This is a genomic window from Aliikangiella coralliicola, from assembly GCF_007004725.1.
GTDB classification, from domain to species: domain Bacteria; phylum Pseudomonadota; class Gammaproteobacteria; order Enterobacterales; family Kangiellaceae; genus Aliikangiella; species Aliikangiella coralliicola.
Window position 1 is genome coordinate 462,722 of record NZ_ML660162.1, and the last position, 26,418, is coordinate 489,139.

Consider the following 26,418-nt stretch of genomic DNA (forward strand, 5'->3'; position numbering starts at 1 on the left):
AAATTCAATTGCTCTGCGTCGCTGTCATTTAACCCAATCTTATCCACAAGCTGATTAAGTCCGTGCCATGCTTTATCGTATACTTGCAGACATAGTAGTTATAATACATTTGTTTTTTATACTATTTGTATTATTTGGCGGCCTTTTGGTGCTATGGCGAAGGTGGCTCTGTTTCATTCATCTACCTGCATTTTTATGGGGTGTTTTGCTAGAGTTTAACGGATGGATCTGCCCACTCACACCTTTGGAAAACATGCTAAGAATCAGTGGCAACAGTGCCGGTTATAGCGGCGGCTTTGTCGAGTTTTATGTGCTACCAGTCATCTATCCCACAGGTCTGACACATGATATTCAATTACTATTAGGCGCATTCACTTTATTGGTTAACGGTGGCATTTATGCTTATGTTATTCGCCATTATGCTGTTCGTAGAAAACATGAATAAAGAGTAAGACGACCTGCTGCAATATTGACAATTATTAAGGAAAACATCCATCACTATTAATTAGAAAGCCTTATCAATTCCATCAAGTTTTATCACACCAGCAAAGCAAGTATCCGCGTGCAACTTATACACTTTATTCATAGAACTTAAACGATTTCTGTCTTACTATAGTCACCCAGTTAACCCTGATGTTTTCGGGTTATAACTCTTTAGCGAATTATGAAATGAAATCACGTTCAAAACACCCAAAACTTGAAGCGCTATTCAATGCTCTGCAACAGGACGAACCAGTATCTGTGTTGAAAAGTCTGCTTCATGAAACTTCAGAGTGCTTTTTTGATTATGACCTACAGCTACGAGAGTTAGACGAATTACGCAAAGCCTATGTCACCCTGGAAACACTACTTGATACGACCAAAGAGGCCGTTTTCAGTTTTAAACCCGGTGGTGATTTTGATCGGATGAATTCTGCCGGTGCCAAACTAATCAAACTTGAAAATTTACCCGTTGAAACTATAACCGCGGAAGACACGCTACCAGCTTTACTCAGCTTGTTGGCAAAGCCCGATCAATTTCTGCTTGAACTTGATCGGATTGCGTCGGACAACACGGCAATTTTGCGAGGTTTTACGCCTTTTAAAGATGGTAGAGAATTTGAGTATTACAGTTTGCCTAAATTGCGTCATGGCGAATACCTGGGTCGAGTTTGGTGTTTACGTGATATCACTGAAATACGCCGCAAAGATGCATTAATCGAACACCAAGCTTATCACGATAATCTGACTGACCTGCCTAATCGAACTTTAATGTTGGCCTCCCTTGAACATGCGATATCTTTAGCCAAAAGGCAGAATAAACGCGTAGCGGTTTTGTTTATCGACCTGGACGATTTTAAGAAAATCAACGATGCCGCCGGCCATAAACAAGGTGATAACTTTCTTATTGCTGTCGCTAACCGAATAAAAAGTTGTGTGAGGGAGAGTGATACATTTGGACGAATTGGTGGTGATGAATTTTTGATTGTCGTTGAAGATCTTTACGATACGAGTGGCGCAGACGAAACTTATCGCCGGATTCTTGACAACTTCAAACAGCCGCTCAATGTCGGCAAATACAGCTATTATGTGTCATGTAGTATTGGTATCAGTCAATATCCACAAGATAACATGGATCCCGCAGGCCTTGTGAGGCAGGCCGACATGGCGATGTATGAAGCCAAGCGTAAGGGAAAAAACACCTACTGCTACTATCATCCAAAAATGGAAAAACAGGCGCTAAATCGATTAGAAATTGAAAATGCGTTGCGTCACGGACTGAACACCTCACAACTATTTCTGGAGTATCAACCTGAAGTCGATTTACGCAACAATCGTATGGTTGGCGTGGAGGCGCTGCTCCGCTGGCAATTACCTGATGGAACCAAGAAGTCGCCAGAGGAGTTTATTCCCATCGCTGAAAAATCCGCATTAATCGGTGTGCTTACCAAATTCGTGTTATCAGAAGTTTGCATTAGTATTCGAAGTTGGCGAGGCACCCCGCTTCAGGGGATTCCAATCTCCGTCAATCTATCGGGCAAAGACCTGCAGTCACCAACATTTTCCGCCGAAGTCATTGCCATCCTAAACAACTACAACGTCCCAGGCGATCAACTGATTTTTGAAATCACTGAATCGATTTTTCTAGAAGGCATTAGCAATATTTCTCAGGTAGTCAACGATTTGAGAACTTACGGCATCAGATTCGCTATCGATGATTTCGGGACCGGATATTCTTCTTTTAGATACCTTCAGCTGATTGAAATTGATTTCATTAAAATCGATAAAAGCTTTATTCGTCACGTTGACAGCAACCCCCAGCAAGCGGCAATCGCAAAAAGTATTATTGATATCGGAGTCAACCTGGAAGTTTCACTCATAGCCGAGGGAATCGAAACAGAAACAGAACTGGATTTTATTAAGTCAACCAAGTGTTATATCGTCCAGGGTAATCTTATCGCGCCGCCGAAGACACCAGCGGATATATTGAAGATGAACTTTTTAGACAAGCTTAATTAAGTGCCATGTGAATTGACGCACAGATAGCACTAACTAACCTCATCTCGGAATAAGCGCTGAGGTTAACTAATTTCTGCTTATCAACCAAATCTATCTGCTAGAAAATTAATCATCGCGTTGACTTTTGGCGACAACAATTGGCGATGTGGATAAACCGCGTAGATGCCAAATTCTCGTTTTTCATAATCGTCTAACAATTCAACTAATTTTCCGCTCTCAATCTGGCGTTCACAACAAAAATAAGGGAGTCTCGCTATGCCGATTCCCTTTAGCGCCATAGCAAGCTCTAATTCAGCACTATTACAAATGACACGGGAATTGACCGATACGCTAATTAATTGGGAGTTGTGTGTAAATTCCCACTGAGTCGTCGAATTATGTAGTGAAAAGCTAATACATTGATGCTCGCTGATTGCTTGCGGTTCTTGTGGCTTGCCATGAATTTTTAGGTATTCAGGTGAAGCGACAACAACACCTTTCGATTGCATAAACTTTCTCGCGATAAGGTTTGAATCTTTCAGTTTGCCTATCCGAATAGCCATATCAAATCCTTCCGCGACTAAATCAACAAGTCGTTCATTGAATTCTACTTCAAGTTGAACATCGGGATATTGCAGCAAAAAATCCGGTAGCGCGTCAGTCAGGTGAGCCATTCCAAAACTATAGGGTGCGCTGAGCTTTAATAATCCCCGAGGATGCTCCTGTTGGCGATTTATCGCAGTTTCAGCGTCTTCAGCATCAATAACTATTTGACGACAGCGTTGGTAGTAGGTCTTACCTTCGTCAGTAAGGCTTAAATTTCGGGTAGTTCGATTAAGTAATCTTGTCCCCAAACGCTCTTCCAGCTTATTAACCTCCTTACTAATATACGACGCCGAATGCCCCAACTTCTCAGCAGCATTAGAAAAGCTATTACTTTCAACGACTTGCACGAAGGTCACAATACCATCTAACAATTTATTCTTAGTCATATGGAAATAATCTATTTCTGAAATACATATTAATCTTTATTTGGAATTAATTTAACCTATTTTAGCTGACATTAAAAATAACCAATTTGATTAAAGCGAACTCAACTTAACCAATAAACACTTCGGAGGCACTATGCAAGTAACAACTCGGGTAATCATTTGTATGGGCGCTATTTTTTCGCTTGCTCCTTTCGCAATCGATATGTACCTGCCAGCTTTGCCTGCAATGGCCACCGCTCTATCAACCGATATCAATCATGTTGAAGCCTCAGTAGCCATCTTCTTATTAGGTTATGCAGTCAGTCAGATATTTCTTGGACCCCTGTCAGATTCTATCGGTCGCCGGCCCGTATTATTAGCCGGTCTGGTCTTATTTAGTGTTAGTAGTTATTTATGCGGAATTGCGGAAACACCGACGACCCTTTATTTCTATCGTTTCTTGCAAGCACTGGGTGGAGGATCTTCCGTTGTCGTCTTTGCGCTCATCAACGATCGATTTGAGGAAAAACAAAGTGCTGTGATTATATCCTACATTATGAGCGTGGTTGTGATCGCTCCGCTGATAGCGCCGATTATCGGTGGTGAAATCCTGATCCGATATGGTTGGGAATGGATATTTTATGGACTGGCCGGCTATGCCACATTGGTGTTAATCGCGGCAAAGTTAATTGTCAGAGAAAAATCGAAGAAAAAACATGCAAGCGATCACACAAACAACACCAGTAAGCAATCATTGACCGCATCAATCGGCAGTTTATTTCGCTCTTATTTACCGATTATTCGTCATGGTTACGTGATGTCGCATGTACTCTCCGGCTCATTCGCGTTTGTCGCAGGCTCCCCCTTTGTTTACATCGAGTATTTTGGTGTTCAGGAAAACCATTATGGTTACCTGGTCGCACTCAATGCAGTCGCAATGATTGGCGTTAACTTAGTCAACGCAAAAGTGCTTCAATCTATTCCACCGACCAAAAAAGTCGTCGTTGGTTCATTTGCCATCGGCTTAGTCAGTCTCTGTTTAATACTAGTTAATCAGCTTTCTCTCGGGCTTTGGTCACTGGTCGGAATTATTGTCACTTATGTCGGTCTTCTCGGCTTAATCGCTGCTAATGCGATTGCCGGCGCAATGGCAAAATTTAAACAGGACGGCGGAACTGTCTCAGCACTATATGGCGTATTTCAATTCGGTCTGGGTGCAGTGTCAAGCGCACTTGTCAGCGGATTCCACAGCGTTGACGCAACCGTTATGACCAGTGTTATGGCTTGCTGTGGACTACTCGCGCTTTGCAGCGGTTTCTGGCTGTACCGCATGACCAGAACACAGTCTGACAACAAAGCGGAAAAACTTTCTCTTAACTAAATCACTTTATTTCAAAATATTAACCGAAATACATTTAAATTATTCGAGGAAACAACCATGTTAAATCTTAAAAAAATCGATCACGTTGGCATTCGTGTTAAAGATAAAAATGTGTCAATCAAGTTTTACGAAAGTCTGGGATATGAGTTTAAATTTGACGGTGGCTTTGAACACGGCCACCCGGTCATTATGCTTCACCCCAGCGGATTAGTATTAAATCTCTTAGGCCCGGCAACCAATGCAATCGACAACAATATCTTAATGGACGTTGATGAAAAATACTCGGGCTACACTCATGTCGCCATTGAAATCGAATCGATAGAACAGGCCAAAGCACTAATGGAAGAACTCAATATTGAAATTACCGGCCGTCACCAATTTAAAGGGATCAATACTATTTTTATTCGTGATCCAGACCGTAACGTGATCGAACTGGTTGAACATTCAGGCGAGAATTTTTTTGCTGACACCAATTCAAAACACCACCATTGATAAACGCAGAGCCATTGAATATTTAAATTGATTAATAACCCAATTAAACAGGAATTCCAATGAAAAACTTCTTAAAAAAAATCACTCGTTTCACAACGGTAATATTAGTTGTACTTGGCTCGCTAAATGCCAGTGCTTCCAGTCATCAAACGACTGATTCTGTCAACATCAAAACCATTAACGGCGTCGCGACCTATCCCAAAGGTTATCAAGGCACCCCAATTAGAGATGCAAAGGAAGATCCTTTTATTTCCCCTTCTAACTCTGCCCTGATTCTAATTGATTATCAGCCACATATTTTAATGGGTGTGAAAAACATTGATCATAAAGATCTGATCAATAATACCAAAGGACTTATCAAATCAGCGGTCCACTTTAACATTCCGATTATATTTTCTCATGTCGGTGTTGGCTTAAAAGGTTCCCAACCTTTTTTGAAAGAATTAACAGAGTTAGCACCAAACGCCATCATAATCGACAGAACCAATGTGAATGCCTGGGAAGAAAAAGAGTTCGTCGATGCAGTGAATGGCTTAGGTAGAAAAAAGTTGATTATGGGTGGCCTGTGGACAGATGTTTGTTTAGCTTACCCTGCAATAGAAGCTTCTAACGCCGGGTATGAAGTCTACGTGCCGGAAGATACCGTTGGTAGTATTACGCAACTTTCACATGAAAATGGAATGAAGCGAATGCTCAAAGCAGGAGTGACGCCGTTAACCTGGAATGTCGTGCTCGCTGAACTACAACGGGATCATGCTCGTACAAAAACTGAAGGTGAAACCACACGAATCTTTCTGGAATTTCTTTTCAAAATGGATCCGGACAAAGGCTGGAAATAGAGGAAACAGGAGTATTAAGCATAGAGATGTTCGGGTGGCTCGTTAAATTAACGAGCCACCCGAGCTGAGTTCTCCAGACACTCTGACATATTGCCTGCCAATTCTTACCCCCAAAATGATTAATACAGATCGCTTCTCACCTCTCTAAAAACGATAATCTTTCCAGAAACCAAATCAAATATTTCACCATGAGATTTATCTTATGTCTTTGAATATATAAACCTGTTTTTGTTAAAAATTTCAGTTAGTATAAGTATAGATTATGTGATCAAGCGCTGTAGATGATCTAAATAATATTGGCTCATTCCTTGTTCACCAAGGCCTGTTTATCATTGGCGGCAATTAAAAATGATTAATAGAAAACGTAATCATCAACCCGAAAACTCCGTAACCAAATTACTGGTTGAATTAAGCCAGGGAAACAAGCAAGCCTATGAGCAACTGTTTCCGATTGTTTATAGCGATTTGCGCCAGCGAGCAAAACAACAAAGATACAATTGGTATAATCAGCACACACTGAATACTTCAGCGTTAATTAATGAAACCTATTTAAAGCTGGTTGAAAATAATAAAGTCGACTGGCAGTGTCGTTCACATTTTCTCACTGCCGCCGCCAAAGCAATGCGCCACATTTTGATCGATCATGCCAGGCAAAGATCGGCCTTGAAAAGAGGTGGCGAAGATCAACACATTGCAATCGACGAAGTGATTAATGAATTGCATATTGAAGAAAAGCATATTGAAGATCTCTTATCTCTGGATAAAGCATTAAGAAAACTCGCACAAATCAGTAAGCGAGAAAGTCAGATTGTTGAGTGTCGAGTTTTCGCTGGTATGAGCTTAGGAGAAACCTCAGCGGCTTTGGGGATCTCAAAAGCAACTGTTAAACGGGATTGGACTATCGCGCAAGCATGGTTATTACGAGAAATGGAGTGCTAACTCTGGCCTATGATTGAAAAAGCACACCATGAACTGGTTAAAGATATATTTTATCAAGCTTGTCAATTATCAAAATCACAGCAACACACCTTTGTTGAAGAGCAATGCAAAGGAAATTCAGAATTAATTACTGAAGTTAACACTTTACTTTCTTCTTACCAAAAGTCAGCCGGATTTTTTAGCGATTTAGCAAAAGGCATTCTAGGTACAGAACTTCATGAAGATGATGATAATGTCGAAGATTTAAATCCAGATCCTTATAATATTATTGGCAAACAAATCAATCATTATTCGATACTTTCCAAACTAGGCGATGGCGGGATGGGTGTGATTTATCAAGCCAGAGATAATCGCCTTAATCGCGTCGTCGCATTAAAATTTCTTCCTCCTTCTTTAAATAACGATCTTCAAGCAACAAAACGATTTCGGCGAGAGGCAATCACGGCGTCCAGTATTGATCACACTAACGTGGGGACTATCTACAGTGTTGAAGAAACACCGCAAGGCCACCCGTTTATTTCCATGGCTTACTACCAGGGAGATACGATTGAAACAAAGTTATATGATGGTAAGCTCTCCATTCAGCAATCACTGGATATCATGTGTCAGGTTGCGCTAGGTCTTGCCGCCGCTCATAAAAAAGATATCGTTCATCGAGACATTAAACCAGCGAATATTATTCTTCTAAATGAGCAAACGCTTAAAGAAAGCGAGCTATTTTCATCAAGCACTAAAGATCCTGCGGTCAAACTCGATACAAACAAACCGATGCAGTCAGACAGCCATACTGTCAAAATTCTGGATTTTGGATTAGCCAAAATTCGCGATGAAAAACTCACTCAAACGGGTATTAAGATTGGCACGCTGGGTTATATGAGCCCCGAGCACATCAAAGGCGAAGCGCTAGACGCTAGAAGCGATATTTGGTCTCTCGGTATCCTATTCTTTGAGTTACTGTCAGGCCAAAGACCATTTACCGGTACTAACGAACAATCGCTAATGTTTGCTTTGTTAAATGACGAGCCAGACCTTTCGGTATTGGAAGTCCCGTTAGAAATAAAAAAAATAGTCCATCGATGCCTACAAAAAAATCCGGGTGACCGTTATCAATCTGCCGAGGAGCTGCGGATAGCGCTTAATGATATACAAACAAAAATACAAAAAAACACTCTTTCAAAGTACCCAGGGATCTTAGAAAAAATACTATTCTTGCGAAAAATACAAAAGTTACGAGTGGCGGGGCTATCAGCGATAATCATGATCATGGTAGGAGCTTACTATTTACAACCCTATACCATCATCCCAAATAGCAACATAGCTGAAAACACAGAAATTGAGTTACCTGCCCAAAAACGTATTGCAGTCTTTGCCTTACAGACTAATTTAAATGACTTTCAAACGGGACTGATAGAGCAATTAACGCAAACGCTGCTATCGCTTGGCAACAACTATCAAGACATCTGGGTTGTACCTCATCAAAAAGTTCAAGATTATCAGTTAACCAAATTAGAACAAGCGAACAAAACTTTTGGCGTAAACTTGATCATTGATGTCAACTTGTCATCACAAAATGAAAAAAACTCCATTCAATTGAATCTTATCGACTCTGCTACACTGGCCTCGCTAAAAAAAATTGAAATCGAACAAAGCACTACCAATATCGCTAGCCTACACGCCGCTATTAACGCTAATTTGTTACAACTACTTGACCTGACGAACTCTCCAAAACTAGTACAAAAACTTACCAGTATCGGCACATCAAATCCCCAAGCCTTTGAAGCTTATACCAAAGCGTCAGGCCTGTTATTGCATCCAGATAAAAAAAATAATATCAACGAGGCTATCCAGTTATTAGAAGTTGCTCTCGAACACGATCCGAAATTTCTTGATGCGAAAGCAAAACTCGCCGATAGTTTATGGCAACTATACCTGGAAAATAAAGATGTCGAACTGGCAAATAAAGCTGAAGAGTTCTACGAAAAAATCCTGTTAGAAAATCCTGAACACCTAAGCGCCTACCTGACCCTCGGAAAACTTCATTTTGCCCTGGGACGACACGGTACAGCACTTGCCTCCTACCAGTTGGCATTGCAATACAATAGCCATAATGCGCAGATATATAACGGAATGGCAAATGTCTATGAAAAAACCGGTGAACTAGAGCTAGCGGAAGAAAACTTATTGAAAGCAATCAATGAAAACCCGACCTATTGGGATGGATATAATGATATCGGTGCATTTTATCTGCGGCAGGGGCGTTACCAGGAAGCGGTAACTCAATTTAATCAAGTCATTAGTTTAGTGCCGGACAACGCATGGGGCTACAGTAATCTGGGGACAGCTTACTGGTATCTAGGTCAGCTGGACAAAACCATTGATAACTTTCAAAAGTCACTTTCTATTCGAAAGGACTATGCACTTTATAAAAATCTAGCGACACTTTATTTTTATGAGGAAAACTATCAACAAGCGGCGCAGGCTTATGCCAACGCGACATTGCTCAACGATAATGACTATAAGCTTTGGGGAAACCTCGCCGGTGCTTATCATCATTCGGGCAAAAGCCGAAAGCTAGTTGTTGAAACATTTAAAAAGGCAATCCTTCTTGCACAAAAAAACCTCCAGACACTCCCCAGGGATATTGAAATAAACGCAAACCTCGCTTCTTATTACGCATGGATTGAAGAATCGACTTTGGCGAAAAAACATTTATCAGTGGTAAAAGAATCACCCTCTTTAACAGTGAATCGGTATTTCCAGGTTGCTGTAATTTACGAGCTGCTACATGATTCAGAAAATTCTATTAGCTGGATCGATAAGGCTTTGGCAAAAGGCTTTCCTAAAAAATATATTCTCAATTCGCCGGATCTGAAAAAATTAAAACAAACAGATTCATTTAAACAACTGATGGCTAAATACTAAATGACCAGTTAAATGTGAAAAGGAGAAAACAATGATAGAAGCAAATACGCCGATGAAAAATGTTTATATTTTTGGCAAACATCATTCAGGTGCTGAGGACGGTATTATCATCAAACCCGATAAAGATCTTGAAGTTCAGGATGGCGATCTTTTCGCGATTATGTTTTATAAAGCAGCCAAAGTTCCCGATGATACCGTTTGGGTTACATTAAAAGTGGAGTATCCTTTGCAGCACATATTTGATACACGAGACACTTACGGACGATGCCCGTTAGGTCTTGACGGTAAACTGGAACTGGAAGACAACTGCTTTGCTATTCTTGAGGTAAACCTTATTGAAGAACTGCGCTGTAAAGATATCGACATCAGACTTAGTGTTCATTGGGCGAATCTGCCAGGTGGAGAAGATACTTTATACCCACCCGAAATGGATATAAAAGTGAAGCCAACCTGATCTCTTCTTTCTTTGAGTTAGCAAAATATGGTAGGTTGGGTTGCAAAACCCAACGCCACTGCCAGGTATTAACAAAACAAGATCACAACTCGATACGAAGCCGCACCATATCAAGGCACCGAATACCATTTTCATAAATCGGCTCTGGATAAGAACTGAAAAAGTCATGTTCAATAGAATGCAATCTAAAACCACATTTTTGATAAAGCGCTAATTGAGCTAAGCTAGAATTACCGGTTCCCACATCTAAAGTTTTCGCTCCTTTTTCTTTTGCCAACTTTTGTATTGCAGCAATGAGTAGCTTCGCAATCCCTTTTCCCTGGTAGTCTTTCAAAACAGCAATATTTTTAAGTTCAAATTCCTTATCCAGGTTTCTAGAAAGGATTGCAATGCCAACAATTGCATTTTCTTCTTGCGCCACCAATACTGTTGAACCAGTAAAGTAAGCAATAACTTTATCTTTATCAGGATCCGCAGTTAATAACAAATCCATCAGCTCGCTGGTTAACTCTTTATCGTACTCTCTAATTTCTAGTTTCATTTTATAAACTAACTTTTCAATCGACTTTTTAATCGGGCAACATTGAGGTAAAAATTCTTAACTTCGTTCCAGCAGATAAAAACTGATTAATTTCAAAAGCTTACTGCCTTCTCAATAAAATAGACAACATTTTTTGAGCTCTTTCCCGGTCCTTTTGCGTAATGACTATTAACGGTGACAAATTTTCGAGCAGCAAAATAATTATGCCCTAAGCGCATTTGTTGGAATACTGCCATCAATGGAAAAACACAACAAGAAAATAACTATTTGGATGTTGTCATCATCCACAGTTTAAATTACATGGAACAAAAGGACCCGAAAACATGAATATTCTGATGATCGAGGAACAACCTGCATATAGCTTAGGTTTTAAATCGATGTTACAAAGCACTTTTTCTTTGCATACCTATGCGATGGAAACTGGTTTAGAAGAGGGATTAAAGCAAATCCAATCAGACAAAACAGAATTTGATATTGTTTTTATCGGGGTTAACGATCTGAGTTTAAATATTCTCAATCATATTAACCACAACTCAGTCTCAGCTCTTAATACCCCTATCATCGTTTTATCTTCGGTAAACGATAAACGTCAAAGTAAAATGTTTTTAAACGCCGGTATTACATCGGTTATATCCAAAAAAAGCCCTCAAGCCGTGATGTTAAAGTCAATAAGAACGGTCCTATCCAATCAGAATGCTTTAACCCCTTCTCTAAAAGATCAACCGGTTCACATTAAGGAAAAAAACACACCAATAAAAAGGCCTCATGAGACATCTCAAATTTACGACGTTACTCAGTCACATGATGCACTCAGTCGACGTAATACCAAAAATCGAAATGACAGTGCCCACCAGTCGAACTTAGACAATACCTGCTTTGAATTTAATGTCAGCGCCGATGAAGAGCATACTTTCTTAAGCGTAGAACATTCGGGTGAGAACTTTGATTTTGGTGAACGAGTACATCACTATCTTTTGCTAATTCTAGCTCGGCAAAGACTACAGGACTATCAACAGGGATTTGAAGAGAGTAGTCAGGGATGGGTTGAAATCTCTGATCTACAAAATATGCTACGCCTTGATTATTGTCATCTTAATATTCACATTTTCAGAGCTCGTCAGCAAATTAACAAAAAAATGAGTACGCAGGATAACCCTGTCGAGGTGCTTGAACGACGAACGGGGAGCATTCGGTTTGCCGGGAAGATCTGTCGAATCATTCGAGCAGGAAGATTAGAAAGCGCGTATCAGATTAGTGACTATGACTCTACTGAGTGCTCACCTGGATATTCAAAGGTAATTGGCGGAAATTAGAGGATGGCGAATGCCTTTTTGGTTCACATTCGACTTTCAGTAAATGAAAATTCCCGTGTAATTCGGTGTAATTGCCTTTAACCGCCCAATGAATAAACTAATCTGTGAATTTAAAAATACATTCCAATTATCACTGGACTATTGATAATGAAACTTTGCAGCGATTGTGGTTTTGCTAACCCGGATAAAAACAATATCTGTTGGAGTTGTATGCAACCACTTTATCCGGCGGAAAGTTATCCGCTTCCAACTTCTGTTCCTCCATCTTTACTGCCTGCAACACAACCTGTTCGATGGCGTGGTTCGACTCTGCTCGCCGAAGGAGACTGGTTGAGAAATCAATGTATTCTCGACAGTATTGCGGTTTACGTAAAGTTAACCAAACAACGATATTGTGTTGCCGCCGCTTTTGTTCAATCGACCGATGGCGAAGGTTTACTAGCAATGACCAGCAACAATCCAACCAATCATCTGAAGACTCAATGGACCGCGACAGCCACCGATAACAGCCAGGGTGGAGAAACGGCAAAGGCTAATATTGTGAAATACTCATCGGAGTATAGAAAGTTTATTCCTGGCATTGTCGCAACAGCAGAAGACTTTAGAAGAGATCGTCGTGTTAAAGACTGTTATAAAAGCGCATCGTCATGCGTTGGACGAGGCACAACCAACGAATTAATGCCTCCACCAGTTGATGAAGAAGATGAGAGCCGTTACGCAAAAGTCTATCGCGCTTCTAAAAAAATGCTACACGCGGAAATGAGAATTCTCGACATGTTATGGTGTGGTTACTTGCAGCCGATTGAAAGCTGTATTTATATCGGTGTCGCATTTCCATGTTGCGCTGATTGTCGGCGAGCGATCGATGCTTTTAACGATATGCATCAGGGAACAATGGAAGTTCTGGTAGCCGGTTCTCACTCAGGCACAACTATCAATTGGGCATTGCCGGCTTTTCTTGAAGATGCCAATTTCGAGCGCGCCGGGGCAAATCGACTGGAAGAAGCAACAACAACCCAGTTCTCAAGTTTGTGAGCAAACATAATTATTTTTGAGCCTGATAATTTCCGAGTGTTGTTACTGAATAAACTCAGGAGTCCACATGCCTAGAACAACTATCGTCAATGGCCAGATAGTCATTGTGCCAGACTCAACACCGCGACAAGAATTTACCCCTTTTTCTGGCGTGGGGCAAACTACTGGCGGCGTAGCACCGAGGTCACGCTTATTAGACCTGATCGAACGACCTCGACGTGCACATGCAGAATCCCACCCGGCACTTAAACGACCTCCTTTAATGGATTTGAGCCGATATGAAATGCTGCTAACTATCAGAGAATATATGGAACTCAGTTACCTGGATGAGGTTTTAGTATTCGGCGCCAGTAAAGAAATTGTCTATCCTTTTCTTTGCACACCTTGCAGTCATATAACCATGGTCAGTTTTGATGAAAATGATGTTCCCAAGGTGATTAAGGATTTGCAAACTTGCTGCAGCAGTGTTGAGCTACTTCACAAAAAGAAATCGCTTAACAAAACCCAACTGAAAGTTCTCACTTCCTGTTGTTCTGTTCCGCTCACTATTAATCTTTTAAAAATGACCTACAGTCAATTCAAAACCGTGTCACCTTCAAAAAGTTACCGATGCCTGATTGATAAAGCATCATGGTTGTACACAGATCCACAAGGCTGGGCTGACTATCTCTATAAATTGAAAGTTGATGGTTTCCTTATCACTGACTTCGATTACACCTGGGGCGGCTCGGCTCCATGGCTAGTTGAAGTATTTGGTCTATATGATGTCACCAACAGTGTCGTTGGTTATTTTCGGACCCGCAAAACCGGCTATGGCTACGATGAAGATTCGGCGCGAGTCTATGTGAAAGTGAAAGAAGTTCCGCAACAATTGATGCAAACAGCCTTGGTTTGTGCAGCGGAAATGGACCCATTGTTAAAGCTCTATCGTTTTCCAACCATGGAGCTCGTTGGCTCCTGGTTAAACTGGGGTAAATTCCGCTCACAGGCCAATCTAATTAAAAAAATTTCGGCTCTTGCTCGTAAACTCGATCAATTCCGTTATGGCGCCATCGCACTTCGCCTTGACCGTATTCATCAACAAATGACTCAGTGGATCAATCAAAAAGAACGCGCAGACAGGCTAGCAGGAGAGCATTACCTTGATGACTAACTTGTCAATTTGGTAGCTGTAATTATCTGTAATGTGACTTCTGAGTTTAACTTTGTAAACTGAATCAGACGCCTCAATTCGTTAGAATAAATGGGGGTAACTGATGCGTGTGACAACTCAAGTTAAATCAATTGACTTTTTACTCGATGGCGAAGATTTCTTTGCTCGACTTCATGAAAATATACTGCGCTCAGAATTAGAGAGCAAAGATAATTTTGAAGCTGACGACGATGCCGATTCCATTTCAATTAAACTCGCCTACTGGAAAGCAGATCCACATTTAACGCTACCGAAAGTTACAGTACAGCATAACGGCGTGACAGTCATGCGAACATCTCGTCGACTAATTGATGCATTACAGGCAGCCTGCTACGAAGGCGTTAATATTTACGTAATTTTATGGAATGCCTGGAAAACAGAATGCTGGTTTCCCGCAAGACGATTCAGTCAACAAGTTGCAACCATTCGTGCTTCTCGAAGAACGGAGAGAGAAGGCGTATTTGAATTGAAAAGACATAATTACCGAGGCTACATTCTTCACCCCGCCACTAGCCTGCATCTTAAAATCGCAGTATTTGAAAGAGCAAATGGTCCTCAAGTTATGTTAGGCGGACTAAACCTGGGAGAATGTTATAAATCCAATAAAATCCATGACCGGACGAATAACTGGCACGATGCTGCAATAGAGTTTAAAGGAAAAGCAGCTGAAGTGATTGATAATTTTTGTGACGGCCTGAGAGCGAATAATTTGCCAGCACAACGGGGTGATGATGAAACTGATATGCCCGCTGCGAGACAGCGAATAGACGTTAAGGTATTAACAACGGATATGCGTTGGAGGCGGGCTGAGCGGCATATCAGAACGGAAGTGGTCGCCGCGATTAACCAGGCCAAAAGGTACGTTTATCTTGAAAACCAGGCGCTTACTGATCCGGCAATTATTGACGCTTTGATTGCCGCAACTGCTAGAGGCGTTGAAGTTATTTGTGTTGTACCACATCCTCAGCAAACCATGTTAGGTGACTATAGTGGTTATGCTTATGTAATGGGTTTTGCATTCAAAGCATTCGCATTAGCCGGGATGAAATCATTTCGCTATCCCGGGCGAATTCGAGGTGAATGGATCATTCGCGCCAACGAGCTTAATTCTGCCGAACTCTTGTACCAGGGATACTTTACCTCTGATCGTTCTGTTGATATTACAACCGAAAGATTTATTAATGGTGATCAAGGGACAGACACACGGGCCGGCAACAATCGCGACGCGGTAACTCGCACGGCAACTGCGCTTGCCAACGGAAATGATTCGCTTTACCACAACAAAACTCATCCACTACTTCCATTTCGTCCAGCTAGTCAGTATATGAATCGTTTTATTAAATGGCGTGGCACCGGTACCAGCGGAAACGGCTCTGTTTATCTAAGCAAGATTACGAACATAGATTCGACATCAGCCAGTTTTTACTCGCCCTTACTCCCCGATCGAAATGCAGAGTCACCTTACGTACACTCAAAGATAATGCTCATCGATGATAAAGTCGCATTTATTGGCACAAGCAACTGGACTTATCGTAGTATGCAATTTGACGCTGAAATGAGTTTGATGATCAACACACCATCACAAGTCAAAAGCATTCGGAAAAAACTATTTACTCACTGGGGAATGGGTCAAGTGAATTTTGATGCTGACGTTACTGCATGGCGTAGTAAAGCAAAAACGAATTTGAGAAATATTGAGCGAAGGCTTGGAAGCATCAACCGAACCCGCGTTCATATTGTTCCATTAACTTTGGCAGATTTTCAAGTGAGCCGGCTTTCAATGGCAGCCTGGGGCTCCTGGGCCGTGGGAAATCAAATCTGATTAATAATTTGAAAAGATTGATAAATCGCTCTTATTCGATTTTTCCATCGCAGATATAAAGATTGTCGACTGACTCAGGTTTTCATGTCACTTCAGCATTAGCAATAAACACATTTACCGGCTGATTACTTTGCAGCTGTGCAAAGGTCTCTAGAAAAGTATTCACTTGGGATAATCGAACATCAAAATAATGATAAAAGTCGAGTAAACTGATAAAGCGCTCGACAGTAAAACGAGTGATGGCTTTTAGTAATCCTGGTCTTAGACGGTCAATTTGACTATTAAGCGTATCTTGAATTTCAAAGTGCAGCATTGAAAAGTCACTGAGCGCTGAATTACATTGAATAAAATTGGCGTATCCTTTAATCGAATCTGTTTGACGAACGTAGACCGAAATAGCAGACTTTCTCTTCCAGAACGAAAGTTGTTTGGCAACTTGATTGAGGTCGAAGACATATTTTCTAATTTGTTCAGTTTCCATTTGCATGAGTTGTTGTACTTTAACAACAATCAGGATTTTCGGTTTTAACGCAAACCAGGAACCTTTAAGCTGCAACAGCTGGAGTTTTGCTTTTGGCGACTGATCAGTAATAAGAAAGTCGGGGATGATGTGTGCTTCTAACTTTTCACGATCCGGGAGTTGTTGGGCTTGTAAATTCCCCCCCTCTACAAATAACAAATTGATCATTTGTTCAGGATCACAGTCCTCGTCGCCAATAATGAATAAACGTCGATTTTGCTTTTTATAAGACTGCCATTTTCCATACAGAAAGTGGACCAGCACAACCACTAATAAAATAACCAATACCACAGCCAGAAAAATAATCGCCACATTTAGATAATTAACGGCAAGCGCTTTATCAAAACTTAAAATTATGCGTAAAACCAGAAAGGTAAGTGCGCTAAAAAAAATCGTAAGTGCTATAAGTTGTATTGTCTTATTCATCGCTACGCTTCCACTATCATTTGGCCTGGCTGGTTGATACTGATGACGCCGGCGTAACTACACGCCAACTTGCTATTATCGGTCAGTATCGGAGCACCACTTAATAATACTGTCGGATTCCCCGGCGCCCAGGGTGTTGCCGTCGCCGGAACACAAGGCGCTGGCGTTGGTACACCTAACGCGGCGGAAGTTGCAGCAATTACCGCCGGATTGGTCGGTGCACTGCACATTCCGAAAGTCGGTATGTTGGTAATTGGAATATAATCGAGAATATTTGCACCAGGAGTCGTCTCGTCAACTCGCTTTACCGGCAGCACATTCAAGGCTGCCGGCGCGACACCGAAAGAGCATTGCATTAGCGCACCGCTACAAACACATTTTGGCATGATAGTTTCTCCTTAATTGGATCATTTTTCTTCGCAAGTTTGCAAAATGATGCTACCTTCTTCGAGACGAACCAATTCAGTGTCTTTTTCTTTTTTACGTTTAATGTCCAACACTGGTTTGCTCGCTTCGTAAATATGTCTTAACGAGGTTTCATCTTGATCGTTTTTTCCAAAAAGAATGTGATTCCCCTGGGTAGCCACAGGGAGCCTTACCCTGTCTCCCCAACTCAATACTTTTACTATGGATGCCTGATAGCAATCGAAAGCAACTAACACTTTGTTATCTCGATAAAAAGGAAAGTAAAAATGAGAATTTAAAAAGTCTGGCTCAAACAAAATTTTTATATTTTTGTCCCAGAGTGGAATGTAGACCTGGTATTCATATTGACCAGAATCTTTATTCTCAACAATATCATAGGTCTTGTCTTTTCCTTCCTCGCCGATAGTGCTAACTATCTTCCCTTCAACCAACAACGGGAAGCGAGTTGAGTAATAGTCGGGAAAGCGTTTCTTCAGACTGGCCGATTGCTCTGCTAATACATCATAATTTAATTGATACTGAGTAAATTCGGTATCAATATCCTCTTCGTGATTTTGCGCGACCGCCTCAATATTGATATTGATCTGATAAACACGATAGTCTTTGTTAGCGTAAAGGGCGGTTGTTCCCCAAACCTCATTGTTAACTTTAAATCCAATATTGGGGTAAAATGACTGCAGTGGCCACTGTGAAAATTTCACCGATACACACTCACCATGACTAACCAATTGATCTGTCTCTATTTGTTTTTTGGCGCTAAACTCACTGGTTATCGGACAACGAAATAGTTTGTCCTGTCGCACGCCTGAGACCGCTTGAGTTTGCTCAATTAATTCTTGCTGAGGATTATCTGCTAAAGCATTTAATAACTGGGTATTATTGCGCGCGGTTTCCGGCCAAAAACTCGACAGGCTGAAAATTTCGTGAGGTAAGAATATTTTCGTTTCGGTTAGCTCTGGTTTATCATCACTAAGCAAGTATTTTTGCTGCGCATAATCGTAGCTCAAAACACCATTATTATTTTGCAGATATTCAATTAAAAAATCATAAAAACTTGTACTTCTCGCGGCGGTTATATTTTTATCGATTTTTTTTTGAATATTATTACTGCCTACATTAACGTCTCCCCTTTTGCCTAGTCCCAGGCAAATAATTGGTTTCGCTTCATTTAAACTCGTTAGTTCGAGATCAAGTTTGATCAATTCCGGGATTTGCGCTTTGATAACAGAAGCCATTGTCTGGTCGACATAAAGTTCGCAGGGAAAATGTTGTCGCCATAAGACAGCCGCAGGATCAGCGAAAGTTACCCGATAATATCGATAAAGAATCGGACGCTCAGACAAGGTAAGATAATTGAGTTCAATCACCGATTTATCTGTGACTAAACCCTTCACAACTAACGGTTCAGGTGGAGGTTCGGGCAGGTTGAACACCGGCGTAATAGATAAATCGATTTCAATCAAATCTTCCGTCGCAAAGTTATCGATTAGCTGATCTTTATTTTGCTCCACAGGTAGCCAGAATCCGACACTCCCAGAAAAACCATAACTGACTAAACTTAGCTGGCACTGTTTGACATTCGCTCCAGGAATTTTATGACTAGCTCCGTTAATTTTAAGCGTTAGTTCGAAGGCTAGACTATCGACGCTAGATTGCTCCTTCAATTGCTTTAGTGGATCGAATTTATTCATTATCAAACTCCACTGCCTCAGGCGCATATTCAAAATCATGTTGCCCATGATTACCTTGATAGTGATTCAAGTTACCATCTGACTCAGTGACATAATGAAGTTTCGAGCCACTCGCTGGAGAAAAAGGGTGACAGTTATCCTGGTTATTTTCACTAGCGCTAGAATTATTGACCTCTTCCAATTCAAGATTAAAAAAACCCTCCATATCAACGGCATAATATTCTCTTAATGCTTGACCATAAGAGGTATCTCGAACTGCTAAATGTTGGCTAAGTAACGGTTCATTGACAACCCTCAATTCTGCGAAACGTTTGAATATCGATGGCAAATAATGAAGTGGATTAAAATTGTCAATTTCTTGTTGAATATCATCGTTTACAATTGAAGCCTTAAATAAATCTTTCTGGCTAATCAGCTCATCAAATAATTCAATTTTTCTGATTAATTTTTTTAGCGGATGTGAGCAATACAATTCAAGTCGAGAATGGCACTCTAGCTGACTAGCGGCATGATTTTGGTTTAGCTCACGAGTAATACAATTCTGTGCTGTGCCTTTTTCTGTACTTTCGTTTTTACTGTCAGACTCGATTAAATGTTCTTCGCAATTGAGTTCTTGAGATTCATTTTCTGCGGATTGACTTTCCGGATCATATTCAATCAACTCATCAAAATGGTTCTTTCTTATTTCATGAATTTTATAAACGAGTTCGCTCAACTGAAAGTGGTTCGAAAGATGCGCTGCCAATTTATTCATCTCAGCTACAATCAAGCCACAGGAGCTTTTAAACGCCTCTTGTTCATTGCTATGTTGGCCAATTCTTTGTTCGACTTTTTTTAACAATAACTTTAGACACTGCAATAAAATATCACTAGTGCCTTTCGACTCACAGTTGCGGCTAGTAATATTCAGTGGCAACCATACATCGCAGTCTTGCTCAAGTAACGTATTAAGCGAATTCAATATCTGATGTAATTGAGCCCTTGGAGAAACCACCCAACAGCTATACAGATAATAGGTCACAATTCGAATATCAAACACCTTCTGCGAAAAAAGCGCTTCGGCACGCTCAATAATCAAATCATAATTACCAACTTGCCATTGACTGCCCATAGACAGGAAAGCCTGTTCGACATATTCCTCCGCGATACCTGGGTCTCTCTCTACTAGACCTTGTAAACAAACTAAACCTGAATGCGACATGGTACTCCCCAGATAACATCCGGCATTGACTTAACTTTAGGCAATCTGACAGCACCTTGATGCAAGCAAAGAGTATGCGCCTGTTTTGCCGTTGTTTGTAAAGTTTCATAACCCAGGCTACTCGCAGGTCTTAAATGCAAACTGTGGTTATGTGTACCCAATGCCATGGTAATTTTTAAGCAGAGCTCCAGACCATCCAGCAAGGGAAACACTAACTCTTCAACTCGCCGCAGAGCCTCTTCTGCCCAATTTAAATTTGGTTGATAATCATCATGCATCAACCTTAAATGAATGTGCCGGGCGGCAAGTTCATTTATTTTCTGTCCACCAAAAGTTGAATCGTCACCTAAGATAAGCGTTCCAAGGTAGATGGCTTCAGCGGTCACAGAGGTAGGAAAACTAGAACACCCTACTTTTATTTTAAACTCGGGAAACACCATCTGAAACAGCCAGAATAAAGTCGATTTAGACCGCATATTTTGTAATACCAGGTAATTTTGATTGGTACTTTGCCAATCCCTGAACAGCTCAGTGTTAATTTGTGGATAGAGGTTCCCCAGGTAGTTCGTAATCAGTAAGTGGTCAAAAAAACCGAGGAATAATGACAAACTTTTTTGTTGCATGGATGCAACATCGAGCTGACGGTATAAGGCGCTCGGTAGTGGACTATGCACACCAAGCAATCCGAGGTTGATGCTAATGAAAACCCGCTCGTTGTTCAACGATACCTTTTCAATTAGTCGATCTTGCGACGCAAGACTATCATGGCTGGAAAACCAAATATCATTCATTGAATAACCTTCCAACTTTAACAACCTTAAAAGCGCCAATAAATCAAAGCTCGCTAAACGAGAGTTTATTTCGCTGCATAAATCTTTGTCGGTCCGAAGTTGAAGAGTGCTCATACGCCAATTCTCCGACGTAAATATTCTGTAATGCTTAGACCTTTGCCGACTTTGTCTTTATTTGTTTTCAGATAAGTAATCGGTGTATGCCTGGAAAAATCAATAAACCGGTCTTCACGTCTATTATCAAATTGACTTTCATCACTCACTGCTGATGAAGTGTTGACTATCTTATCAACAGGTGTGTAATGTAAGGTGGATTCAATTAACTCAGCTAGCCGAAATATTATTTTCTCCAGCTCTACTTTTCTATCAATATATTCACCAGCAAATCCCTGTTTTAAACATAAATAGAAAACTTGCAACGAAAATTTATTTTTCGCAGGTGACGCCATTAATCGTTCTAGATAACGAAAAAACTGGTTGCCGCCGTCAGAAACTTTTAAAAGTTGTTGTTGTAATTTGAACCAACGTTCTCGACTATCCAGCGAAGGATTTTTTAGCACGATTTCGTCACTTTGAATAATCAAGGCAACCACGATTGACCTGGCTTCATTCTCGCTAATCAGATTCACTAACTTTCCATGACATTCTTTTAACGCAGCCAAAAGTTCCTGATTGGTCTCGAGCGCTAAATTGACAGGTTTCTTTAACGGCTGTTCGCTCTCGGTAACTACCGTAACTTCTGACACAGCGATCGCTGCCGATTGTGGTTCGAGACCGATATTTGCTTCGCTATCAACTGGCATTAAATGATCGAGCGCCCTTGTTCGTCGCTCAATAAAGCAGTAGATAATGTCCCACGCTTCAGAATACATTATCCCCCCTGGTTAGCCTGTTTGGGTCTTCATGTATACTAAAATTAGCTAGCTGATTATTCGCTTCGGTTGGAGAAATGGCTCCCTTGCCATTGACGTCAGTAAACTCGGCCTTAACTCTGATGGAAATGTCACCAATCCAGTTATCCAGTATTGTTTGCAGATGGATCAAAAACGAATCTGCTAATAGCATTAATTGAAAATCCATCGGAAAAAACACAACCACATAAACCAAACAAGGTTGTTCACTATCCACTTGATTGGATATCACTCTGAGATCCTTTAACTTCTCACGAAGTGCGCCATACTCTCCTGACCAGATGGAAGTAAAACTATCGAGAATTATCGCCATTTCGTTAAAGCTTAAAATCGCTTTGTTCTTCAGCGCAGATAGTTCAAGATACTTTTCCGGCAAGCACTCTGGGGCTGGTATATAAGAAACTAATTGACCGCTACCGCTGCTGAGTAGGCTCCAGGTTAGTCCAGCGATATCCAGATCATTAGGCCGCACATTAATTTTATCGCCGATGACCTGACTGAAATTCGGGTGATGCCAGAAACCATCAACAACAACTTTCTGCGGTTGATGAAAGGCTTGAGGTAAATTCAGCTCTATAGCCGGTGCAGTATTGTCACCATTGTCATTCGCACTTTCTGGTGGATATAGCTGGTAACTGTTAAGGCCATCTTTCACAATTCCCGGCCGAATTGGAATGCGTTCACCTGTATTAACTTGATAAACACCATCGACACTACAAAGAGACAATTCCGGGTCGACAACAGGCGATAGTATTGGGTACTGGCTTTGCGTTCCATCACATTGAATGGGTTGAGCCTGGTCCATTATTTTATTTTCAACAGGAATGACAAATAGATGAAATAGTTCCGAGGCTAACTGAATTTCCTCAGGCCAGTCGCAGCATAGTGATATTGAAATATCACAATAGCGCCACTGAGTCGGCGCATCATCGAGCTTAAGATTCAAATAACACGTTTGTTGTGGCAAGTGAAAGAAACTCCTCTCTTGTTCGAGCGGGTGAACATTCCATTTTTCCTGTGCGCTATTTTCACTATCTAAACCATCCGGCGCTCCTAATGAATAAGCACAATCGATCTGCTTACCGGCATCAAAGTTGGCGGAGATTTTTGTGGTATATTTTTTGAAAAGATGAAGCAATGTTAGCGATAAAACATAATTCCCCTGACCATGAACAAAAATATTGAGCCTATCCAACTTTCCTGGCGAAGCAGTTAGCGCTAGCACTCGGATCATTAATTCTGACCGATTTTTTTGATAAGCGGTTTTTCCTACTCTTTGTAGGCTGAGGGGTTGAACCGGCATATCATATAAAGTACGGAATTTGGCTTGAACATCATCTGAGGAAGAAAGGACTAAAATAGTACCAGCATTAATCTGGGTCGGCTCAATTAATTTATCGACCCCCAGTTTAATCAGACCTTTGGCTGGGACAGGGGATAATAAATAAGGAAGCAGCTGATGAAAAACTCGGTGGTGGAGTTGCTTAATCTGCCGCTTGCCACACAACCGACTTCGCGCCATAAATAATGCCATGGAATCAATCATCTGCTTTACATTGGGATTATCTTCTTCCAATCGAGATTCACTAAATTGGCGAGTATATTGGGAGTGAAACTCTTTAATAAAGTTAATCTCTTCCTTATAGGCTTGTTTTAGTAAGGCGCTCATTTCCATAATTATTCTTGATAAACCTATTGCAGTTTAATCATGCCTCCCTCAGCTTTGATCAGTGTTGTTCCTGATACATTGACATTATTTGCGCCTAAACTCGCATCATTTACTGCTGACGCATCGAAGTTGGCATCGCTAGAGATGGCAAAATCGCCGCCGCTGGTATGGCTAGTTTTTTGATTGGCGTGGCAACTAATATTGTCCGCCTCTAACTTAAAATCTTTACACGACAACGAAATAGAATCTGGCGTTTGTATCATGGTCGATGTTTGTGAACTGCCTTTACTGGTGGTAGTTATCGATTTATCATTAAGAACAATCGTGTGCACAATCGAGTCAGCTTCATTATCCACCGTGATCAAAACACCTTCCTGTTTGTTGAGTTCAATTCGACATAGGAGCGTGGTCATTGGAACGGCTCGATTTTTTATGTAGATAGAAATCAAATGGTTTAAGCGCAGATTGTGCAAAAAAGCCAACTGATTTTTCCCGATGAATAAACTCTCTTTCGCTACCATTACCCAACTTAAAACACTGGAAATGAGCACCAAACTCATAACCCAGAGTCGGTTGATTAACGGCAGCTAATTCTATTCCACGTAGCGAGTAATCATTCAGCGTCTGGAGGCGGAGTTTACTACTGACTTTTGGTAAATCATCGCTGTTTAGTTGTTCTTTCCCGCTACTTGTGACGATTAAATAAAGACTGTCTTTCTCAACACAATCGTTCGGCAAGGTGCAAGAATAAATGCCATTTTCCAGAATCAACTCAATGGTTTGCGCATTGGTCTTATCTAATTTAAGACGCGGCAATAATTGTTGGAATAAGTGTTTAAATATCACATGTAATTGATTGTGCTGGTAAACCAGCGGTTCTCTTTCTGGCCACTCACCTCTGAAAAGAGAAATGTCACTCAATAATTTTTGTAGCGACTCATAAACAAAGTAGGGATGGATTTGTAGCTCTCCTTGAGCAACATCCCAGAACTCCAGATTTTCAATTAAGCGCAACGTTGTTTGCAGGCTGTTCATACACAACTTAACATCATGCAAATGGGCTCTGGGTAGATTTTGAGGGCTATATTTTTGCGTTAAACTCGCTCGAAACCGCCTGATTAACGTTTTCGTCTGCTTCAGTGGTTTTTGCAGATAAGGTGATGCGCCGATCTGAACCAGAGGCGGTATCACTATATCTGAAAGTCGCCAGAGGCCTTGATTATTTTGCTCAAAAATTCCCAAGGATCCCTGGTAAATGAGCACATGTGTTTTAAGCAGCACTTCATAATCTTGCGGCAGACTCTGTTGGCAGGACAAAACAATTTTAAGCATTCTTCGATTGATTTTTTTCACTGAGCCAGGCAAATAATTATCTACCCTGAGCTGTGTGGACGCAGACTCTTCAAAAACATAACAAAAAACGTGTGGTAGGTGTTGCTTCTCCAGCTCCAACGGCGAGCTCACAATTTTTGCGTTGCTGGGGTAATCCACTACCCTGTTATATCCCTGAATTAACAATCGTAGTGCAGTCACTTGTAAACATCCCTGGGTTAGTACAGCAGCATCCCAATTCAGTCGACATATTCCATAGGAAGGTAACCCTTTTAACTGAAAACGAAGAGAGGCATCGCCCAACAAAGATTCTTCCTGAGCTAGCAAATGTTGCGGCAACAACGGTTGCCCCATTTCCCATTTTACCGGCGCTAGTGCTTCTTGTGTCATAGTCATTACTCGCTGCCTGCCTTGCTGTTGATAGAAAAAGCCTTATCAGACGCTTCTCAATTCGAATTCATGTGTTAACCAGCCACATCAGGCTCCCACAGCAACCCCCCATTTTTTCACAAATTTGGAGTCGACTGAAACGGCCAGGTGAATATCTTGCTCTTCTTCCTGGGGCATAACACTTAAATAGAATGCGTAATTTTTAGGGGAGGTGACTTCCGTCGACTGGTCCATATCAATTCGCAACTCGAGTTCACCACCGCTTTTTTGAACCAGGCCTTTTAAATCAGTTTCATTGGTGTGGAAAGCTTTATAAAAAGCTTTTTTAACCGGATCATAATCATAAATCGTGAAGCTACATTCGACGTTGGTGTTACTCAGATTGGTATGTTGTAACAGGGCGGCATCTTGTTTATTCGTGGTAGAAAACTGGCAAGTGAAACTCACCGAATTAGCAAAACCGCCTTCCCAGAATATTCCCGACGCAACACCCACGACTTTAACCTTATTGGCTTCGTCGTTGATTTTAGTTGGGTCCATTACTTCAATGTCTTTTGCAAATTCCTTATCGCCAATTTTTAGCGAGTTAATATGCCCAACAAGACATTGCGCGTCTTTTTGAAAGTTGAACCCTTGGTCAACGCTGCAGTTAAATGATGATTCAGCCATGATAATTGACTCC

At 41.1% G+C, this 26,418-nt stretch carries 24 protein-coding genes; 12 read left to right on the plus strand and 12 right to left on the minus strand.

Annotation, left to right across the window (positions count from 1 at the left end):
• The first annotated feature begins 67 nt into the window (after window positions 1-67).
• Both FLL46_RS08095 and FLL46_RS08100 read left to right on the plus strand, forming a co-directional pair.
• The gene (locus FLL46_RS08095) at window positions 68-445 is read left to right on the plus strand and encodes a DUF2784 domain-containing protein (protein ID WP_142892984.1); all 378 of its coding nucleotides are present in this window, start codon (window positions 68-70) and stop codon (window positions 443-445) included.
• A 224-nt stretch (window positions 446-669) separates the two neighbouring features.
• Window positions 670-2,499 (plus strand): putative bifunctional diguanylate cyclase/phosphodiesterase, encoded by a 1,830-nt coding sequence (locus tag FLL46_RS08100; protein ID WP_168204094.1) that lies wholly within the window; start codon window positions 670-672, stop codon window positions 2,497-2,499.
• A gap of 80 nt (window positions 2,500-2,579) precedes the next feature.
• Here FLL46_RS08100 and FLL46_RS08105 read toward each other — a convergent pair whose 3' ends face one another.
• Window positions 2,580-3,470 (minus strand): LysR family transcriptional regulator, encoded by an 891-nt coding sequence (locus FLL46_RS08105; protein WP_142892986.1) that lies wholly within the window; start codon window positions 3,468-3,470, stop codon window positions 2,580-2,582.
• 133 nt (window positions 3,471-3,603) lie between these two features.
• On the opposite strand from FLL46_RS08105, the gene FLL46_RS08110 reads away from it, so the two are divergent.
• The 6 genes from FLL46_RS08110 to FLL46_RS08135 all read left to right on the plus strand — a co-directional run bounded on the left by FLL46_RS08110 (window position 3,604) and on the right by FLL46_RS08135 (window position 10,476).
• Window positions 3,604-4,830, plus strand: a complete 1,227-nt coding sequence (locus tag FLL46_RS08110) for a multidrug effflux MFS transporter (RefSeq protein WP_142892987.1) — start codon at window positions 3,604-3,606, stop codon at window positions 4,828-4,830.
• 57 nt (window positions 4,831-4,887) lie between these two features.
• The gene (locus FLL46_RS08115; protein WP_142892988.1) at window positions 4,888-5,322 is read left to right on the plus strand and encodes a VOC family protein; all 435 of its coding nucleotides are present in this window, start codon (window positions 4,888-4,890) and stop codon (window positions 5,320-5,322) included.
• Between the two features lie 59 nt (window positions 5,323-5,381).
• Window positions 5,382-6,161 (plus strand): isochorismatase family protein, encoded by a 780-nt coding sequence (locus FLL46_RS08120; protein WP_142892989.1) that lies wholly within the window; start codon window positions 5,382-5,384, stop codon window positions 6,159-6,161.
• Between the two features lie 348 nt (window positions 6,162-6,509).
• Entirely contained in the window at window positions 6,510-7,100 is a 591-nt protein-coding gene (locus FLL46_RS08125) for a sigma-70 family RNA polymerase sigma factor (RefSeq protein WP_142892990.1), read from the plus strand.
• Between the two features lie 9 nt (window positions 7,101-7,109).
• Complete coding sequence (locus FLL46_RS08130; RefSeq protein WP_142892991.1) at window positions 7,110-10,022, plus strand: protein kinase domain-containing protein; 2,913 nt, start codon at window positions 7,110-7,112, stop codon at window positions 10,020-10,022.
• Window positions 10,023-10,053: 31 nt separating this feature from the next.
• Window positions 10,054-10,476, plus strand: a complete 423-nt coding sequence (locus FLL46_RS08135) for a hypothetical protein (protein WP_142892992.1) — start codon at window positions 10,054-10,056, stop codon at window positions 10,474-10,476.
• Window positions 10,477-10,558: 82 nt separating this feature from the next.
• Here the strand turns inward: FLL46_RS08135 and FLL46_RS08140 are convergent, their stop codons facing one another.
• Entirely contained in the window at window positions 10,559-11,017 is a 459-nt protein-coding gene (locus tag FLL46_RS08140) for a GNAT family N-acetyltransferase (protein WP_142892993.1), read from the minus strand.
• Between the two features lie 323 nt (window positions 11,018-11,340).
• Here FLL46_RS08140 and FLL46_RS08145 point away from each other — a divergent pair, with 323 nt between their 5' ends.
• From FLL46_RS08145 to FLL46_RS08160, 4 genes are all read left to right on the plus strand, one after another.
• Window positions 11,341-12,330, plus strand: a complete 990-nt coding sequence (locus FLL46_RS08145; RefSeq protein ID WP_142892994.1) for a response regulator transcription factor — start codon at window positions 11,341-11,343, stop codon at window positions 12,328-12,330.
• A 147-nt stretch (window positions 12,331-12,477) separates the two neighbouring features.
• Window positions 12,478-13,365: a hypothetical protein gene (locus tag FLL46_RS08150; protein WP_142892995.1), complete on the plus strand. Its 888-nt coding sequence runs from the start codon at window positions 12,478-12,480 to the stop codon at window positions 13,363-13,365.
• Between the two features lie 67 nt (window positions 13,366-13,432).
• Entirely contained in the window at window positions 13,433-14,518 is a 1,086-nt protein-coding gene (locus tag FLL46_RS08155; protein ID WP_142892996.1) for a hypothetical protein, read from the plus strand.
• 103 nt (window positions 14,519-14,621) lie between these two features.
• A complete protein-coding gene (locus FLL46_RS08160; RefSeq protein ID WP_142892997.1) occupies window positions 14,622-16,379 on the plus strand; it encodes a phospholipase D-like domain-containing protein in 1,758 nt (585 codons plus the stop codon).
• Window positions 16,380-16,461: 82 nt separating this feature from the next.
• Here FLL46_RS08160 and FLL46_RS08165 read toward each other — a convergent pair whose 3' ends face one another.
• From FLL46_RS08165 to FLL46_RS08210, 10 genes are all read right to left on the minus strand, one after another.
• Entirely contained in the window at window positions 16,462-17,325 is an 864-nt protein-coding gene (locus tag FLL46_RS08165) for a hypothetical protein (RefSeq protein ID WP_142892998.1), read from the minus strand.
• Window positions 17,326-17,327: 2 nt separating this feature from the next.
• The gene (locus FLL46_RS08170) at window positions 17,328-17,711 is read right to left on the minus strand and encodes a DUF4280 domain-containing protein (protein WP_142892999.1); all 384 of its coding nucleotides are present in this window, start codon (window positions 17,709-17,711) and stop codon (window positions 17,328-17,330) included.
• A 21-nt stretch (window positions 17,712-17,732) separates the two neighbouring features.
• Complete coding sequence (locus tag FLL46_RS08175; protein ID WP_142893000.1) at window positions 17,733-19,442, minus strand: hypothetical protein; 1,710 nt, start codon at window positions 19,440-19,442, stop codon at window positions 17,733-17,735.
• A complete protein-coding gene (locus FLL46_RS08180) occupies window positions 19,435-20,643 on the minus strand; it encodes a type VI secretion system protein IglI family protein (RefSeq protein WP_142893001.1) in 1,209 nt (402 codons plus the stop codon). The genes FLL46_RS08175 and FLL46_RS08180 overlap by 8 nt, the downstream gene beginning before the upstream one ends.
• A complete protein-coding gene (locus FLL46_RS08185; RefSeq protein ID WP_142893002.1) occupies window positions 20,625-21,548 on the minus strand; it encodes a type VI secretion system baseplate subunit TssG in 924 nt (307 codons plus the stop codon). The genes FLL46_RS08180 and FLL46_RS08185 overlap by 19 nt, the downstream gene beginning before the upstream one ends.
• A complete protein-coding gene (locus FLL46_RS08190) occupies window positions 21,545-22,306 on the minus strand; it encodes a DotU family type IV/VI secretion system protein (RefSeq protein ID WP_142893003.1) in 762 nt (253 codons plus the stop codon). The genes FLL46_RS08185 and FLL46_RS08190 overlap by 4 nt, the downstream gene beginning before the upstream one ends.
• Window positions 22,296-24,020: a type VI secretion system baseplate subunit TssF gene (locus FLL46_RS08195; protein WP_142893004.1), complete on the minus strand. Its 1,725-nt coding sequence runs from the start codon at window positions 24,018-24,020 to the stop codon at window positions 22,296-22,298. The genes FLL46_RS08190 and FLL46_RS08195 overlap by 11 nt, the downstream gene beginning before the upstream one ends.
• 17 nt (window positions 24,021-24,037) lie before the next feature.
• On the minus strand, window positions 24,038-24,427 hold the full coding sequence (locus FLL46_RS08200) for a hypothetical protein (RefSeq protein WP_142893005.1): 390 nt from the start codon (window positions 24,425-24,427) through the stop codon (window positions 24,038-24,040).
• Window positions 24,402-25,742, minus strand: a complete 1,341-nt coding sequence (gene tssK / locus FLL46_RS08205; protein WP_142893006.1) for a type VI secretion system baseplate subunit TssK — start codon at window positions 25,740-25,742, stop codon at window positions 24,402-24,404. Before tssK ends, FLL46_RS08200 begins: the two co-directional genes overlap by 26 nt.
• Window positions 25,743-25,823: 81 nt before the next feature.
• Entirely contained in the window at window positions 25,824-26,405 is a 582-nt protein-coding gene (locus FLL46_RS08210) for a hypothetical protein (RefSeq protein ID WP_142893007.1), read from the minus strand.
• Window positions 26,406-26,418: the final 13 nt, after the last annotated feature.